This is a genomic window from Kitasatospora sp. NPDC057595 (assembly GCF_042800875.1).
Classification (GTDB): Bacteria; Actinomycetota; Actinomycetes; order Streptomycetales; family Streptomycetaceae; genus Kitasatospora.
The window spans coordinates 1-16,901 of sequence record NZ_JBHVGL010000010.1; the positions used below are offsets into that span (position 1 = coordinate 1).

Genomic DNA, 16,901 nt, shown 5'->3' on the forward strand with positions numbered 1-16,901 from the left:
CGTCTCCTCCGGAGACATGACGCGCCGTCACTACCGTGACGGAATGCTGCGGCGTCGCTCCGCGACGCCAGCTGGCTGGGGCGGTGTGGGGTCGGACGGCTCAACACGGTGGGTGGTGGCGGTCACCGCCGGCCCGGTTCTGATCTCTGTAATGCGAACCGAGTTCCTCGGCGGATGGTTCGCTCATATCTGGCTCTGACCTGCCAGTTTCATGGAGACCGGCTTGCGCCGGGTGTTCCCTGGCTGCTGTGCGGCCCTATTCTAGCGTTCTCGGCGCCCTCCGGGCTCGTTCCGCCTCCGGCGGAACGAGCGGTCTGTGAGGGGCAGCCAGGCGATGCCATTTCCTCTGCTGCAGAGGTTTTCGTGACCCTCAGTTAGGATCAAGTCAGGTCTAAACCTTTCCATTTGGTTTAGACCACCTTACTTGGCAACTAGAGGACGAGAGTTGGCCGGCGATGTTATGTAACGAGGTGTCGGCGGCTTGCAGGTACACATATGTAATGCCGCAGAGGCAAGGTGTCGGCGATACAGAACTGATCGACCGGGCGGGTTCTGTATCGCACACGGCTGCCCTTCACCGCAGCCGGTTGGCGGCAACGGGGCGCAGCAGGGACGTGATGAACTCGTGGGCAGTTGCTTGGTGTTGAGGGCTGACGCGGGCTCAGCCAGTGGGTGCGCCTGGCCCAGGTTCCCGGCCGGGTTCGGGCGTCAGGTGTTGGGGGTCGTGTGGTGGGGCTCCGTCGGCGGGATGGTGAGGTTGTGGTGGGTGAAGAGGGTGGTGAAGAACTGCTCGAGGAGGGGGCTGGCGTGGTGTCGGTTGCTGAGTTCGGTGGAGCTGAATCGGTAGACCTCGTAGCCGCGGAGCTTGAGGTCGCGGTCGCCGCGGACGGTGTCCTCGTACGCCTTGGCGGTCGCGTAGTGGTGGCGGCCGTCGACTTCCAGGACGGCGCGGTGGCCGCCCGGTAGGAGCATGAGGAAGTCCATACGGTGGTTCAGCAGGGCTTCGACGCCGCGCTTTTGGACGGTCTTGTGGTCCCAGTGCAGCCAGATCTCGGGGAGCAGGGCGGGCAGGGTCGAGGCGCGGGCGCCGTAGATGCGGTGGTAGAGCCGGTAGAGGTTGCGCTGGGGAGAGACGTCCTCGCTGGGCATGGAGGCCAGCAGGCGGTTGTAGAGGTCCTTCTTGGCCTGCTCGGTGTCGTCGGTGCCGGTTTTCTCCTGCCACCACTGCTGCAGGTCGCACCAGCGGATGCCGTCCGGGCCGATGGGTCGGTCGTAGACGAGGACGTGGTCTGTCCCCTGCAGGACTTCGAGGTCATTGTCGACGACGCTCAGGAAGCGGATGTCGGGCTTGGCGGTGGTGGCGAAGATCAGGGTCTTCGGCCTGCGGGCGGTGCCGGGGCCGGTGCGCAGGAGCTGGAAGTGTGGGTAGCCGTCGCGCTCGCCGGTCTGCTCGAGGCGGATTGCGGTCGGTGCCAGCGCCGTGTTGACCGTCTCGACGAGGCGGCCTTGGGCGCCAGCGTCTGGGAGGGTTGCCGGGTCGACCAGGGCTTCGAGGAAGCGGGTGAACCTGGCGGAGCCGGCCTCGAAGACCCCGAGCTGCTCGAACAGTTCCTCCGCCGACCAGTCCTCTCGGTTGCGGAACACGTGCTGGTGGATCCGGGCCCGCAGGCTCGTCGTCGACGATCCCGTCCACAGCGCCATCGGGTCGTCGTCCAGGTGCCAGAACCGTTCCAGTGCGCGCTCGAACCTGTCCTGGCGGTAGAGCAGCTCGTCGAGGTTGATCGCGGCGGCCAGCTCGCGCCGCACCCGGCCCGGGATCTCGATGACCGTTCCGGCGTCCCAGACGGCGTCCTCGAGGGCGAACCGTTCCTTCCCGCGGACGGACACCTGCGGGGAGTCGAGGAGGCGCTGCGCGGTCTGGAGGAGGCCGCCGTCGTCCGGGAGTGCCTTGAGGCAGGCTTCCAGGCGCTGGCTCTTCGAGCCTGTGTCTGCCGCGGGTATCGGTAGCCTGAGCTCGGGCCCCAGCTCGGTCAACTCCCGGTGGGTACAGGAATGGAGCCCCCACACGACAGTGCTGACCGCTTCTCGCAGCTTCGTCGGATCCACCGCCACGGGCCGAGTGTGGCAGACCGCTCGGACAGCTGTCCCAGAAGCGGCGCAGCCGCCGTCCCGGCAAGCTCGGGGGGCGGCGCAGCAGCGATGGGCGGCGGGTTGGCGGGAGGTGTTGGCTGGGTCCTGGCTGTCAGGGGCCGGCGGCGGGTTCAGGCGCCGGGTGGCCATCTCGTAGTGGTGACACACTGTCTCGCATCGGCCGGAGCGCCTCGGTCCGCAGCCTAACGTCGCGCGCCGCTACCGCTCGGCCTCCGCCAGCGCGAGTAGCCGCTCAACTGGCACAAACGTTGCGTCGAACGTCTCCTTGTAGCCGCCGATCGGCATCTGCGCGTCGCTGAGGAACACGGGGTGTCCCTCAGCTCTGAGCCGGCGGATCACGCTCTGCTCAACGTGGTAGGCGTCCGCGCCTGTCAGGAACTCAAGTTGGGAGAATAGCGTCCACCCGCGGCCCCTGAAGCGTGCAATGCGGTCCTCGCGAGTCCGCAGCCCAGTGATCCCGATCTTCACCGCGCCATAAGCAGCATGAGAGAGGATGTACAGCCGTGCCGGGGCGCCCGGGTCCAGACCGTAGCGGGCGCAGTGCCGGCAGCACTCACCCCTGTTGCGGACGTTGTTCAACCTGGGGGAGGAGGTCTTCTCGCACCGCTCGCACAACGAGAGCCAGGGTGAGGCGACGTTCTTGAACGGCTCCAGCGGGCGGAAGCCGACGGCCCGCATGTCTGCGACGGCCTCCAGCGGGTCGCCCGGCCCGTAGCGCTTGCAGAACCGGCAGCCACCGTTTCGGCCGGTCACGTTGTCGTACCGTGGGGCAACGATGTGCCCCGCTGCAACGCACTGCGACAGCCACGGTTTGCCGGTCCCAAGGAAGTCCATCAGCACTATGAAGCCGTGCTCCAGCATTGCCGCCCTGGCCTCGGCCGGGTTCTTTGGGGCGTTAGGAGCACACCAGATGCAGGCCCCTTGGCCGTTCATCACGTTGTTTCGGTTCGGATAGATGACCTGCTGGCACGGGATGTGACGGCACATCCAAGGTTCGCGAGCCCGGCCTGGGTAGGGTTCCAGGGGCTCGGCTTTGCCCAGTCGGCGCATGTCAGCTGCCGCGACGTCGGCGGGAATCGAAGGGGGCACGGCAGATTTCCTTCCGGGGCTGACGTGGTCTTGGTCGACGGCGGGCGGGGCCCTGCCAGCGGAGAACGTGCTCCGGCCTCGTCTACTGCTCCGGGTAGGTGGTGAGGTACTCCAGCACGGCGGAGAACACGGTCACCATGTCGTTCAAGTCTACTGTGCTCCGGAGGACCACGGAGCTTCCCTGCCCGCCGCCGCTGTATCCGTAGTACCGAGGGTGGCCCCTGCCGTTCGACTTCGTGGGCTTGAACCCGTCGTCTTCTGGTGCCGCCACCATTGTCTGGACGGTCGAGCCCGCATGCTGCACGAAGCTGCGGCGGGCGAGCCAGTCTCGATGTTGGTCCGCCAGTTCTCCGTCGGCCTCGGGCGTCGCCCCTGGGATCCCAACCATGATGCGGATCTCGAAGGGAGTGTCCGTACCGCCTCTCGGACCTCTCGGGTTGAGGCGTTGGATCTCGGCGACGACGTAGCCGTCCGATGTCTCTCGCCAGGCACAGATGTTCGCGGCTCCGCTCTGAGACCGCTGCTTCGGCTCGAAGATCGTGCCGGGTGGAACGGCAGTCTGCGTGATGCTCGCCAATCGCCGCAGACGCAGTGCGTCGCTCAGCGCAATGGAGGCCTGGTGTGCCGGTCCGGTTGCCTCGGCCTCCAGTTGCGTGAACTGCTGGAGTGCGCGGACGGACAGGAGCCGGGCGAGGTCATCCGTCGAGCGATTCCAGCTGGCGAGGAGACCAGGGAGGGTGAGCTGGCGAGACCAATGGCTCGGCTCGTTGGGGATGGGATCGGCGTTCGGGCCCACCAGGTAGCGGGCTGATATCGGTATGCCCTTAACCTCTGCCCAGGCGTCGTATGCCGCGAACTGATCGCCGTGAGCACCAGCACCGAGCTTCACCTCCATCACCCTGCTCTCGATGTCGTCGAGCAGGACGATGAAGTCGGCCCGGCCTGCTGGGGCCCCTCTGCCTGCGTTCACCGAGGCCTCCCGCCAGACGGTGACCCTGCCTGGTGCCAAGAGCAAAGCAGACCGGAGCGGCTCAGGGTCGAGCTCGGCGAGGAAGCACAGCAGGTTCGACCAGTCGTCCTCGGTTCGCAGCAGGCGCGTCAGTCCGTATGTCACGGCCGGACGCTACACGCCACCTCTGACAACCGGTGGGCAGGGCTGGGGTACAAGCTGCTGGCGACTTCGCAACCCCTACCGCCCGCCAGCGTCGGCCGGCAGCTTCCGGTCATCGCACAGGCCCGGCCCCCCGGCTGTGGCCTCAGTGCCGCCAGGGCCCGCTGGCGGGCAGAACCGCGACCTTCTCGGAGCGCTGCTGCCACTCATCATGCTCCAAGAACCGTCGCACACCATCGACGAGTGCCTGCAGAGCCTCGGGATCGGCGGCGAGGCTTCCGAAGCCCTCCGCGACGTCCAAGTGCTGCGGCATTCCTGGACCGGGCCAGCCCAGTCCTCTTCGAGTAGGTCGGCACAGGCTTACGTCGGCCGGCGGTCGACGGGCACCTCTTCCTGAATCCGGCTAACTGAGGGCGAGCGGGCTGGAGGTCAGGCGCCGAGGCCGACGTGGGCGACGTAGGTGTAGGCGCCCCAGTCGGAGTCAAGGTCGGCGATGACGTCGTCCCAGATCTCCTCCAGCTTCGCCTCGTCGCCGTCGGCCATGGCGTCGACGGCTTCGTCCCAGACGTAGCGGACCTGGATGGTGCGTAGGCGGAGGTTGTCGCGGCGGCGGGGCTGGTCGACGAGGTCCTGGTTGACGGGGTGGATCTCGACTCGGGTGCCGCGGCCGGCGTTGTTGAGGTGCTGCTTGAAGCCGCCGGGGTTGGTGAGGACGTTGTGGGCGCGCAGGTTCCAGTAGGCGGTGTCGATGGCTTCGAGATTGTGGGGGCGGGGGCGCTGGGTGCCGTGGGTCCAGGCTCGGATGGTGCGGGGGGTGGCGGTGATGCCGGCGTCGCTGAGGGCCTGGGTGCCGCCGGTGGTGGTGGTGAGATAGCGCATCCGGGCGAGCAGGCCACGGCGGGTGGTGGGCGGGGATTTGATGCCGCCTTCGATGATCATGCGCTCGAGGGCGTCTTCGAGGGCGCGGCCGAGTGCGATCTTGCCGTGGACGTTGCCGGGGTCCAGATGGGCGCCGTACTTGCCGAAGTTCTTCCATCCGTCGGTCGACACGTTCAGGCGGCCTTTCGGGTGCGCGGGAGGGTGTACTGGTCCTTGAGTTTCATCTGGGTGGTGAGGCGGCCCTCGGTGAACACTGTGCGCCAGTCGGTGCTGTCGCTGGTGGTGTGGAGTTCGTCGGTGCCGCGCAGGGCGACGATGGTCAGGCCGTGGGTGTGGGCGCGGTGGGCCTTGTACCAGAGGTTGGCGAATGCCTGGGAGCGGATGATGTGCATCCAGTCCGGTCGGCGCAGGTCGCGGTTGTGGGTGGATTCGCCGATGGTGGAGACGAACTTGGCGTAGATCGCCTTCACGTATGCCTCGGTGACGGTGTCGGCGGTGGTGATGGCGTTCTCGCGGGCGAGGGTCAGGACGCGGCGGTACTTCTCCAGCAGGCTTTCGCTGGCGCCGGAGGTCCAGGCTTCGGTGATGTGGGGGGCGTCGGCGAGGCCGAGCTTGTGGCAGCGGATCAGTAGGCGAACGGTGGCGTCGTCGAGAAGCACCGGGCCACTCTCGCGGCGGTTTCCGATCGGGTCGGGCAGGTGGGGGTGCTGCCAGATGGGGCGTTTGGGCAGCAGGTAGATACCGGAGCGCTTCGGGTCGAAACCACCGTCGGGCTGGTGCTGCAGGGCGCCGATCGGAAGGTGGGTCTTCAGGGCGGTGCAGTAGGCGGCGTTGGTGTCCAGAACGTCGACCGTTATGAGGGGCAGCTTGCCCTTGCGCAGGTCGTCGAGCAGGACGACGTTCTCCCACTTGTGGCGGCCCTCCCAGATGTCGTCGGCGCCGTTGCGGGACTTCTTGCGCAGGAGGTCCAGGGTCTCGGGATAGACGGTGTGTTCGTAGGTGGCGCCGACGCGGGTCGCGTCGAAGAGTTCCATCCCGTTCGGGATGGCCTTGTTCTCCAGCGCGGCGATCGCGGCCTCGGTGTCGCCGCCGTGCTCCTCCAGGGCCTGGTCAACCGCCGAGCTGATCATGTCGAGGTAGTAGCTGTAGTCCCGGTCCGCATACCCGGCGCCGCGGGCGGCGGCCGCCCGGGCGCTGCCGGAACGGGCGGGGCGCAGCGGCTGGTTGCCGGTCTCGAAGGTGGCAGGAACATCCGCGGCAGGGCTCTGCACGGCGGGCGCGTGGGACGGGCTGTGGGCGGCCTTGGCTGCCTCGGCGGCCAGGGTGGTGTCGGGAAGCGGCGTAGCGGGCTCCGGGGGGCCTTCGGTGGTCGTGTTGGGTGTCTGGGGCGCCTCCGGTGCCTGGGCGGGTCCGGTGGCGGGCACAGCGGGCGCGGCAGGGTCCGGATGGGCCTGCTGGGAGGACGCGGCGGGGCCGGCAGAGGGCGCGGCGGGAGCGCCAGATGCAGCGGCCGGGGTCGCGGAGGACGCGCCGGGCGCGGCCTCGTGGTCGGGGGTGGGGTCGGTGAGGCGGGCGTGGGCCGGGTCGGCGGCCAGGGTGAGGGTGGCGAGGCGGCCGAGGTCGCGTTCGGCAACAACGAGGCGGACACGGCCGCCGCCGGTGCCGAAGGTGGTGGGGGCCCTGTCGGGGGTGAGGGTGAGGGTGACGTCAGCGGCCAGGGCGTGGATCAGGTCGGGGTTGTCGGTGTCGAGGGCGGCGAGCACCGGGAGGTCGTGGGTGCGGGCGAGGTGGGCCAGGGCCTGGCCCGCGTCGGCGAGGGCGGGCGTACCGGACAGCGGCAGGCGGGGGTCGGGGGCGGTCTGGAGGCGGTCGACCACGACGAGGGCCAGGTCGGGGACGTCGGCGGCGGTGGTGGTGATCGCCTCCGCGTCCAGGCCGGTACCGTCGTCGATCAGCAGCGGGGCCGCGGCGAGGAGTTCGGCGGTGCGGGCGACGGCCTGGCGCTCGGTGTCGTCGAGGGTCTGGGCGCGCAGGCGGCGGTAGTCGACCGGGGTGTGCGCGGCGATCACGCGGGCGGCGATGTCGGCCCGGGTCAGCCCGGAGGCCGCGTACAGGACGGTGCGGTGCTGGGTGAGTGCGGTGGCGCGGGCGGCGCTGATCGCCAGCAGGCTCGCCCCGGTGCCTGGGGCGCCGGCGACGAGGTAGAACCGGCCCGGCTGCAGGCATCCGAGGGCCTGGTCGAGGGTGGGGATGCCGGTCGGCAGGCCCACCGGCTGAGTCTGCTCGCCGTCCCCGACCGCCGCGGCGGTGGCGGGCAGCAGGGTGTCCAGGGCCTCCCCGAGCGGGGCAAGCCGACGGCGCGGGACCGGCCGCGCCGCGGTGGCGGCGGCAGGCACGGCAGCGTGCTCGAGTGCGGGCGCAGCAGCGGCAGCTGACGGCCCGGCGGCGGTGCGGGGCGCAGCGGCCGCAGCCTGCGGTGAGGCGAAGGGGGTCTCGTTGGAGGTACTCGACACAGCGGCGGGGACAGCAGCGGCAGCTGACGGCCCGGCGACTGGAGCGGTCGGGGTGGGCTCGGCCGCCGGGTCCTGCGCGGTCACAGCCGCCGGTGGGACGGCGGGGGTCTCGGTGGCGGTGCTCGGCACAGCGGCGGCTGACGGCACTGCCGCGGTGGTCGGGAAGAGAGCGGCGGCGCGGGCCAGGACGGCTACCGGCCGCTTGTGGCGCAGCAGCACCTGCGGGGTGCCGGCGGCGGCGTGGGCGACCAGGTCGCCGAGGACGGGGCGGGCCTCGGCGATGCCGAAGGTGGGCGCATCGGCCGTCGGGACGCCGGCTGTGGTGGCCAGGTGAGCGGAGACGAGCAGGGCCCGCTCCCCCTCGCCGCGGGTGAGCTCGGTGATGGTGCCCTGCTCGGCGTCCCGGATGAGCTGGGTCAGCAGCGGCCTTGCCTTGTGCACGCCCAGCGACACGGCGAGCGCACCCGGGCCGGGGCCAGGGGCAGCGGGGTCGGGCGGCGGGGCGGATGCGGCGGGCACCAGGGCCTCCAGGGGACGGGAGCACGGCAGCGGGCAGGAACAGCAATCAGTAATGTAATGGATACTCTAGCATGCGCGATACATAAATCTCGTATGCGGTGAGCTGCATGAATCTAGCAAGTCAGCTTTGGCAAAAGGATCCTGTCTATGGGTCATGTATGTAATGGCTACGTGGTGGAGTACGTCCTCGGCGGCTTGCAATTGCCCCTCGAACACGGTGCAACCTCAGGGAGCCAGTCGTGGCGCACGATCCGCACCGTACGGGGCGCCCCGGTGGGCGTAGCACCGGGGCACAGACGCTGTGCCGACCGTCGGTCGGCGGGGTGTCGTCGTTGTTCCAGGGTCGCCTACTCCCGTGGGCGGGCGAGTATGCCTCCCGCAAGGCTCTGGGCGAGATCGGCGTCGCCGGCCTCTCGATGGTTGGCAGATGCTACCGAGCGGTCTGCTCAGGTGCTCCCCCACCGTCCATCGGCACCTCATGGGTTCTCAAGGGACCCGCTGTCGGGACCCGAGGTGTGAACGCCTGCGCTCGCGCGGGCGCGATAGCGCCGGTCGCCGGGAAGCTGGCATCGGCAGGGATCGGGATTCCGCCATGCTCGGCCTTCGGCTCCGGGACACCGTGGGACGGGATGGAACCGGACCACCATGGACAACCGGCGAGCTCCCACGGGCAGTGGACAGGTCTGGCCGGACATAGTCGGGCCGGGAGGAGTTGCCATTTCGTCAGGCCGCAGCCAGGTCTCCCTCCATGTTGGCTGTCGTGGCGGCGCCACCTGCCCCACCGACCGCTCCCTCGTCTTCGATCATGCTCCGCCGAGACCATACGGCAGGTGCTTCTCAGTGACCCGGTCCAGGTGGCCCATCTCGTCTCACCAACTGATCCGCCTGGACATCGTCGCTTTATCACGCTCGTCACTGCTTGTGTCCGCACCTTCCTGTCTCGACACTCCCTAGGGTGAACCGCGACCAACAGAAACGTTGCTGTTCGTAAGTGCGTGTGTACGGTGCGCGGGTGACGGTGCACCAGGCAGCCCGCGATCGGCTGGCCGAAGTCGGCAGCAACATCGCCGACGACTACATGACGTTGAAACTGCTGGCCGCTGGCCTGGCACGGATCTTGTGGGAGCGCCAGCGCGTCCGTGAGGGGGCGGAGCCCACAACCGGCCTGCTCCCGCAAGCGTGGCGCACGGGTGTGACACGGTTGTGGTGGCGTGCGCTGGAGCAGGGCAGCACTCTGCCGGTCAGTGACATGGGGGTGTTCGCCTGGTGCCGGCTGCCGCTGAGGTGCTGGCCTGTGCGACTGGATGTCTCTGACAGCGACGCAGAGAGCCTGTTGATCGATGGCGAGGAGCTGTCGGCGTTCGCGGATGAGGCGGCCCGGCTCGCGCCCAGGTCGGATGCCGAGGCGGAGCTCACGGAGAACCTGACGTTCGCCAAGCTGCAGACCGCGGCGGAGATGCACGGACGCACGGAGAAGGAGGTCCAGCATGCCTATGTGGCGCTGCGGCTGTTCCTGATCGCAAACCCGGTGGTGTCCGACCTCGACCTGAACAAGCTCACGGGGCGGTTCAAGGAGGCGGACCGTCACGGTCGCCTGTACGTACGGGACTTCTTCGACGCCGCCTACCAGTACCGCAAGACCGGCGGGCCGGCGCCCTGCCGGGTCTGCAGCGACTGCGGCAACCCCATGCACGAGGGCGTTGAGGTGTGCGGGACGCCTGGCTGTACCGGGGTTCCGGTCTTCAGGCAGCTCAAGGTGCTGGAGGGCTACTACGTGCAGCACCGCGGCGTGCGGGTCTGCATGCACGACCCGGGCCTGGTGGAAAAGCGCCTGTTCGATGCGCTCCGGCATCAGCCGGCAGGCCGGGCTCGGCTCCACGAGTGGCCAGGGATGGACGCCTGCGACGTCGCCGTGGAGTTCCCCGATCCCGCCGCGCCGGACGACCCGGTCCGCTCGGAGTGGTGGGCCGGGGACGCCAAGGACTGCACGAGCGCGACAATGCTGGGGCGCTCGTTCAAGTGGAACCAGCGCATGAGGGCACGGCATCGGTTCTTGATCCTTCCCCAGCACCGGTTCGAGCAGAAGCACTACGTCGACGACCTCAAGCGGGAGATGCAGGGCCGAAGCGACGGTGTCCGGGTCATCTCCGAGGGCGACTTCGTCGCGACAGCCCGCGCCCGGGCTCTTGGGGGCACACCGTGGTGAGGATGGGCTCGCAGTGGTACGAGGGCCTGGCCACCGACATCCAGCAGACCGGCCTGGACGCGCGGTTGGGTGACCTGTCGCCAGCGGAGTTCTGCCAACTCGAACTCGGCCTGTTCTATCTGGAGCAGCACCTGCCCGGACAGTCGGTCGGCGCGCTGTGGACGGCGCTCAACCACTACGCGGACCTGGGGCCGGCCGGTTTGGAGGTCGCCCGGCGGGTGCGGCTTCGGATGGGCAACGCGGCGCGCGGTGGCCAGTGGCGCGAGCGACTGAACGAGTACCGCAAAGTCCCGGTCGAGCTGCGGATGTTCACCACCGCGGGCCCGCCCGGACATCGGGTCCTCAACGACACCCTGTTCGAGCGGTACCCCTCGCCGCACCTTCCGCAGCGAGAAAGCCTCTACCGGGCGGCGCTCGCCGACGCGGTTCCCTACGACATCGAGCCAGCCCACGAACCGGTTCCGCCGGGCGCCGAGTGCTTCTTCAAACGGCGCGACGGCGCCATTGAGAGCCTGCGGATCCCGTCCTGGATCCAGGTCGCCCAGCCGACCGCGCGGCTCGCTGCGCGCGCGAGCCGTGTCCGGGAGCCGTTCCCGGTCACCCGCGACGATCTGGCGCAGGCCTTCAAGGAGATGGACCGCGCCCTGGAGTCACACCCGCAGATCAGTGACCGCGACTTCGAGCGGCGCTTTGGGAACATGACGTTCTCGCGCGTCGACCAGGCGGCCGGGCGGCTCGTCGACGGCCTGGGCGTCTTCACCGTCGACGGGATCGCCCACACGGTCGGGCTGATGAACGCGGGCAAGAGCACCCTGCTGGACGGGCTGGCGTTCATCGGTGTCCAGCGCGGACTGCGGGTGGGCTACGTGATGCCCTCAATCAGCGCCGCGCTGGCCAAGGTGCGGTTCCTGCGCGCGCTGGGGATCCGTGCGGTCCCACTGATCGGCCGCACCACCCGCGAACGCCACGTGGAGAGCTACTGGCGCGACGAGCTGTACGACGTGGACGCCGGGCACGCGCTGCCCGGCCCGGAGTTGGATCCGGCGGCGGAGTTCACCACGTCGATGTGCCTGCTCGAGCCTCTGCGTACCGGTGCCGGGCGCGGTGACGCGCCGTTGCGGGAGGAGGACTTCCCCTGCCGCGGGCGGCTGAAGCTGCCGAAGAAACGCGAGCTGCACGACTGCCCGTTGACGCATGTGTGCCCGCAGCAGGCCGCGGCACGCGCGATCCCGGACGCTCAGGTGTGGGTGATGACCTCCTCCGGCCTGGTGAGCAGCCGGATGGAGGGGTCCTCCTACCGGGCGCGGCAGATCGAGGCGATCCAGCACGAGCTGGGCCTGTTGCTGGTCGACGAGGCCGACAAGGTGATGGGCGACTTCGACCAGCGGTTCATGCTGCAGGAGCCGCTCACCTTCCCTGGCGGCTGGAGCGCCCGCACGGCGATCGCCTGCCATGACAGTCTCGACGCCGCCTGGCACCAGCCGCTCACCCACCCTGATGTGCGCCGCTATCAGGGCTACATGCTGCGGCACTACCAGGCGCTGGCTGGCCTGTACCCGTTGCTGGTGACCCCGCCGGACAAGAGGGACAAGAGCCGGGACAAGGGCGGGGGCGGCAGGAACGGCCAGGGCGGCGGGGATCTGCTGTCGGAGATCGTCGAGGAGGGCCCGTTCAGCGGCTTCTCGCTGCTGAACCGGCTGGCCCGGTCCTTGCACGGGATCACCACCTTGCAGGAGCACCCCGACCAGGCCAAGGAGGAAGAGGCCGCGGACCGGTTCTTCGACGAGTTCCTCGCGCCGTTGGCCCGGGACCCGTTCAAGGCACCTCCCAGCCACCTGGACCGCCTGCTAACCGCGATGACGGCCGGCTACGACACCACCTGGTCCGCGAAAGAAGCGGCCGAGGGATGGTTGCTCGACCACGCGCCGAAGGACAAGGACGGGAACGTCAGCGGCTGGGTCGAGCAAATGCTGCCGCAGCTGGTACGGCTGCTCATGGCCGGCATCTGGTCGGCGAGGATCACCACGAGCTTCTTCGGCGCCAACTCACTGCTGCCCGCGGTCCAAAAGCAGATGCCAATGGAGGCGGCCGACAGCTTCTTCAAGCACCAACCACCGCCCGACCTGCAGATGCTCGTGCCCGAGCAGGCCATGGGCAACATGCTGGCCCTGCAATGGAAGCCGAACCGGGACGACACCAGCGGCTCGCTGGAGATCCTTTGGCTTCGAGGGGTGGGCCGCTGGCTGCTCTACCACCTGCACGACCTGCTGGCATGCGAGGGCGTCGAGGGCCCCAACGTGGTGCTCACCTCTGCGACAAGCTGGATGCCCGGCTCTGCGCGCTACCACGTGGCCATCACTCCGCAGCTGATCCTGCGCGAACCCGAGCCGTGCGCGCAGGCGCTGCGCGAGAGCCGGATGCTGTTCCGGCCGCAGTACCGGACCGGCGACCACAAGGGCATCTTCGTGTCCGGCGCCGGTGGCCGCCAGCAGCGCGAGGACGCGCTGCGCGCCGTCCTGGACGCGATCTGCAACCCCGCGCCCGGCGCCTCCAGGTCCCTGGTCGACCAGGTGCGCGATCGGCTGGACCCCGACCGGCAACAGCTCGCATTCGTCACACTCAGCGGCAAGGACGCGGCCGCGTGCGCACTGCACATGAACCTCAAGACCCGTCTGACGGCCCGCCACGTCACCCCCGATTCCCAGGCCCCTGGCCGATACGGGCTGGCCTACCGGCGGATCGGGCGCTTCGCCGCGACGGACGCCGACGTCATGCTCGCCCCGGAAGGGTCGCTGCAGCGCGGCCACAACGTCCTCAACGAGCGAGGGGTGGCGGCGTTCGGCGCCCTGTTCTACCTCGCCAGGCTGCACCCGCCCGCCGACGACCTGTCGTTCCCACTCGCCGTACTCAACCAGTACGCGATGCAGCGACTGCTGGCCCCGGTGGACGGCACGGCTCCGGGTGTGGACCTGAGCGAGCACGCCCGCCTGCTGCGCGCCGATGCCCGCGGCCTGTGGCTGACCTTGATGGGGCAGCCGCTATTCTTCTCCCGCCTTGCCCGCACCGACCTCCGGCAGGCGTTCGTCAGCGACCTGATGGTGCAGCTGTACCAGACGCTCGGACGCACGATCCGCGGCAACGTGCCAACGAGGATCTACCTCATCGACGCCGCGTTCGCGCCCCGGGCCGCCAACCTGCGCGAGACCGCCGAGGACACCGACCGCACCAGCGTGCTGGTCGCCGGCCGGCAACTGATCAACCGCCTCCTCGCTCCCCCGGAGCCTGGCGCGCTCCCCGAGCGGCGACTCGAACACGAGATCGCGAGCGCGACCTGGGGCCTGTTGGACAACCTCTTCGAGACCATGGACTGGGGCCGATGACCGAGCGACCGAAGCCGCCCAGGATCTCCTTCAGCGGGATCCAGTTCCCGCTGTTCGCCGCGAAACCGGACGAGTGGTGGCCGTGCGAGCTGCACGGCGCGGCATTCCCCGCCGACCTGCTCCCCCGCCTGGAGCGGGCCTGGGCCTCCAATCCGAAAGCGCGCCACAAGGACCGTCTGCCGACATGGGCGCTCACGGAACTGCTGCTGGAGCTGGAGCCGCAACTGCTGGCCGTCTCCACCGACCTGCACGCCAGCACCTGGCTGCGCGCGGTGCGCCCGCTTGCCGACACCACCGTGGTGGCACTCGCACTGGAGGCCTGGGTCTGCGGGCACGTCGCCCCCCACCAGACCGACGTCCCGTGGGGCGAGGTCATCAGCGAGGCGCTGAAGCTGCAGTGGAAGCCGGTCCGGCCCAACCTACTCGAGCGCGGCGTGCGACCGAACGGCACCGCCGAGCCCAGCGAGGCCGCCTACAAAATGTTGGCGACGTTCCTTGCCGCCGGCTGGGTCGACCAAGGCCGTCGGCTGGGCGGCCGCGACACCGATCAGGGATCTTCCTGGATCATGGGCCCGGCCTCACCCGACGGTGACCGGTCAGTTTTCCTGTGGCCGCCGACCCGGATGTCGCGAGGCGGCGAGCAGGGCTACAGCACCCACTACCTGCGCTTCAACGTGGTGACGCTCCCCCACGACGGGCGGCTGCTGCTGCGGGTGGTCCCGCACGTCGCGCGCATGGCCGCCACCCAGCCCGCCTACATCCCGCGGCACAGCCAGTACGAGCCTGCCACTGCCACCATGCTGCTGTACGCACCGAGCGGGGTGCTGCGCGGCACCGAGCGGGACACGCTGCTGCGCGCCCCGGTCACCGTGACCGGTGTCAAAGACGAGATGCGGTGGACGTGGAAGCCCGGCCTGCCCCAGATCCTTTCCCGGCTCCCCAGCCCCGACCTGTTCCCGCTGCCCGACCAGGTCCGCAAGAACCCTGCCCACTACGCCGCCCCGAGCGGGGCCGAGAGCGACCAAGCGCCCAAGCCCCGGGCGTTCCTGCTGCACAGCACCGGCTACAACTACTTCAACGACGATGAGGACAACAGCGACGACGGGGCGCGGGAGACCGGTGGGCATCCCACCGGCACGGGCTTCCAGCCGATCGACCACCTCACCGTCTTCGAAGCCCTGGCCCCGGTCCTTGAAGAGCACCACTTCGTGCCGGTCGCCCCGGCGGCGGAGGTGAAGCCGCGCTCGCGGCGGCTGCCGAAGAAGCACACCAAGGTGGGCGTCGAGTACCCGATCGAGCTGTGGCACGCCACCCCGCGCACCGCCGACGCCGTCCACCTCGTGCTCACCATGATCCTGGGACTGGAGCCCACCACCTCCGTCCACGACGGCGACGCGGTCGTGCGCTGCTACCGCGGCGAGGAGTTCGGTGTCCGGCTGCGCCTGGTCAAGCCCGGGCTGCTGCTGGCCGGCTGGCCCAGAGCCACCGACAGCGACCCGGACAAGCGGCGCCGAACGCGCCAGGCCGCCCTCGAGGAACGCGCCCGGCTGTGGCAGGACGCGTTCCCGCCCGAGGACCGCCCGGTCGGCTGCCTCATCGAGTTGGAGGGTCCGGGCTACTACAAGGCCGCCCGGCTGGAGGACCCGAAGAAGCCGCTGAAGATCGCCCTGCCGCCCCGGTGCAACCGGTTGGTCCAGATCATCAAGCCCGTCAACCGCGACCCGAACCCGGACGCGAGGAGCACTGGCCTGCACCCGTTCGAGGACACCGAGGTACGCAAGCAGGACATCGAGCGCATCACCGCCGCGGTGCTGGACCTGCTGCGGCAGCTGGGCCGCCTCCCCACGCTGCCGCCGCTGTTCGGCACCGCGCCGCTGGAAGTGTCCGCGCTATGGCTGGCCCACGCGGGTTTTCACTTCGTTCCGATGCTGCTCCGGATGCGTACCGACGGCACTGCGACCGGTCAGCTGATCCCAAGCCAGAGCCACCCCGTCGAACCGGAGATCCCCATCGAACTGCTTCCCGCGGCGCTGGCCGAGGGCCGTGGGAAGGTGAAGCGGATCGACCAGGAAGCGCTCGCCCGCTTCCTTCGCGGCGCACTCGCCGAGGACGACACCCACGACCGGCTCTTCATCGCCCGCGCCGCAACGTTGCGCAACAAAGGGTTTTGGCCCTGGCTGTCCAACCAGCACATCACCCCCGACACACTCGTGTGGCCAGGAGTCTCGCTCACCGACCCCGACATGGTGCCCGTCCCCCGCACGCCGGCAAGCCTGCCGGGCCTGCGCATTGTGCGGATCAACGACGACAACGACGAGTTGCCCCACGGCTTCGGTATCGGTCCGGCCCCGGAAGCGGCCGAGCCTGGCGCCGACATCGAGGATGCCGGCGCCAGGCAGAACCAGGCGGGGTCTCACCTGCCAGTCGTCCACCGCCAAGGCGCAGCGGGCAACGGCGTGAGCGGTGCCACCGACAGTGATGGCGTGCAGGCGGAACCGGTCACGGTGCTGCCCGAACTTCCTTACGGCTGGGGGAGGTTCTCCGGTGTCGCGCGGTGGACCGATCGCGGGTACCTGGCCATCAACCCCCGCCCCGACACCAGTCAGCTTCCCAAGGGCGTGAGCAAGCTGTCCGGGCCGGGCAACGACCACAAGAATGGGCAGAACCCCACCTCGCTGCACGTCCACGTCTCCTTCCTCCAGGACGGCGACGACCCGGACGAGGTGGCGCTGTACGTCCAGACACTGCGCCGTTTCCACACGCACACCGGCAAGGCGACCCGGCTGCCGATGATCCTGCACCTGGGCAAGCTCATGGAGGAGTACATCCCCTGACACAAGCCCCGCCACCCGGCCGGTGTGTGCTCCTTCGGCCCCCGGCCGGCAGACCGTGCGATGACCTGACCGGTCGGCGGCCCCCTCCTGCTTGTCACTTGCCTTCGTCCGCGGATGGTGCTGTCGAGACGGCATCCTCCCTGGAGCCAACGTGCGTGCTGGTGCTGCCCGCCTCCGGGCCCTCCTGTCCGGGCCCGCAACGTACTCGACCGAAGGGTT

At 69.4% G+C, this 16,901-nt stretch carries 9 protein-coding genes; 4 read left to right on the forward strand and 5 right to left on the reverse strand.

Translation table 11 applies throughout. From position 1 onward, the window contains the following. On the forward strand, positions 1-199 hold a 199-nt coding region (locus tag ACFU9E_RS16945), incomplete at its 5' end, for a hypothetical protein (protein WP_380682151.1). A 509-nt stretch (positions 200-708) separates the two neighbouring features. On the opposite strand, the gene ACFU9E_RS16950 is transcribed toward ACFU9E_RS16945, so the two are convergent. The 5 genes from ACFU9E_RS16950 to ACFU9E_RS16970 all read right to left on the reverse strand — a co-directional run bounded on the left by ACFU9E_RS16950 (position 709) and on the right by ACFU9E_RS16970 (position 8,262). Further along, the gene (locus ACFU9E_RS16950; RefSeq protein WP_380682152.1) at positions 709-2,034 is read right to left on the reverse strand and encodes a hypothetical protein; all 1,326 of its coding nucleotides are present in this window, start codon (positions 2,032-2,034) and stop codon (positions 709-711) included. Between the two features lie 315 nt (positions 2,035-2,349). Further along, positions 2,350-3,012, reverse strand: coding sequence for a hypothetical protein (locus ACFU9E_RS16955; RefSeq protein WP_380682153.1), 663 nt, complete (start codon positions 3,010-3,012; stop codon positions 2,350-2,352). Between the two features lie 310 nt (positions 3,013-3,322). Continuing rightward, positions 3,323-4,354 (reverse strand): hypothetical protein, encoded by a 1,032-nt coding sequence (locus ACFU9E_RS16960; RefSeq protein WP_380682154.1) that lies wholly within the window; start codon positions 4,352-4,354, stop codon positions 3,323-3,325. 426 nt (positions 4,355-4,780) lie between these two features. Beyond that, positions 4,781-5,401 (reverse strand): hypothetical protein, encoded by a 621-nt coding sequence (locus tag ACFU9E_RS16965; protein WP_380682155.1) that lies wholly within the window; start codon positions 5,399-5,401, stop codon positions 4,781-4,783. Positions 5,402-5,403: 2 nt separating this feature from the next. Beyond that, on the reverse strand, positions 5,404-8,262 hold the full coding sequence (locus ACFU9E_RS16970; protein ID WP_380682156.1) for a DnaB-like helicase C-terminal domain-containing protein: 2,859 nt from the start codon (positions 8,260-8,262) through the stop codon (positions 5,404-5,406). A gap of 1,012 nt (positions 8,263-9,274) precedes the next feature. Between ACFU9E_RS16970 and ACFU9E_RS16975 the strand changes: the two genes are divergently transcribed. From ACFU9E_RS16975 to ACFU9E_RS16985, 3 genes are read left to right on the forward strand one after another with little or no spacing between them, the layout of a single operon-like run. Continuing rightward, positions 9,275-10,468 carry a hypothetical protein gene (locus tag ACFU9E_RS16975; protein ID WP_380682157.1) on the forward strand — a complete coding sequence of 398 codons (1,194 nt, stop codon included), beginning with the start codon at positions 9,275-9,277 and terminating at the stop codon, positions 10,466-10,468. 2 nt (positions 10,469-10,470) lie between these two features. After that, entirely contained in the window at positions 10,471-13,848 is a 3,378-nt protein-coding gene (locus tag ACFU9E_RS16980; RefSeq protein ID WP_380682158.1) for a hypothetical protein, read from the forward strand. After that, positions 13,845-16,682 carry an RNaseH domain-containing protein gene (locus ACFU9E_RS16985; protein ID WP_380682159.1) on the forward strand — a complete coding sequence of 946 codons (2,838 nt, stop codon included), beginning with the start codon at positions 13,845-13,847 and terminating at the stop codon, positions 16,680-16,682. Before ACFU9E_RS16980 ends, ACFU9E_RS16985 begins: the two co-directional genes overlap by 4 nt. Positions 16,683-16,901: the final 219 nt, after the last annotated feature.

Excerpts from the sequence above, each read along its gene's own strand:
- ACFU9E_RS16955 (WP_380682153.1), bottom strand. The coding sequence starts at position 3,012 with ATGCTGGAGCACGGCTTCATAGTGCTGATGGACTTCCTTGGGACCGGC.
- ACFU9E_RS16980 (WP_380682158.1), top strand. The coding sequence starts at position 10,471 with ATGGGCTCGCAGTGGTACGAGGGCCTGGCCACCGACATCCAGCAGACC.
- ACFU9E_RS16985 (WP_380682159.1), top strand. The coding sequence starts at position 13,845 with ATGACCGAGCGACCGAAGCCGCCCAGGATCTCCTTCAGCGGGATCCAG.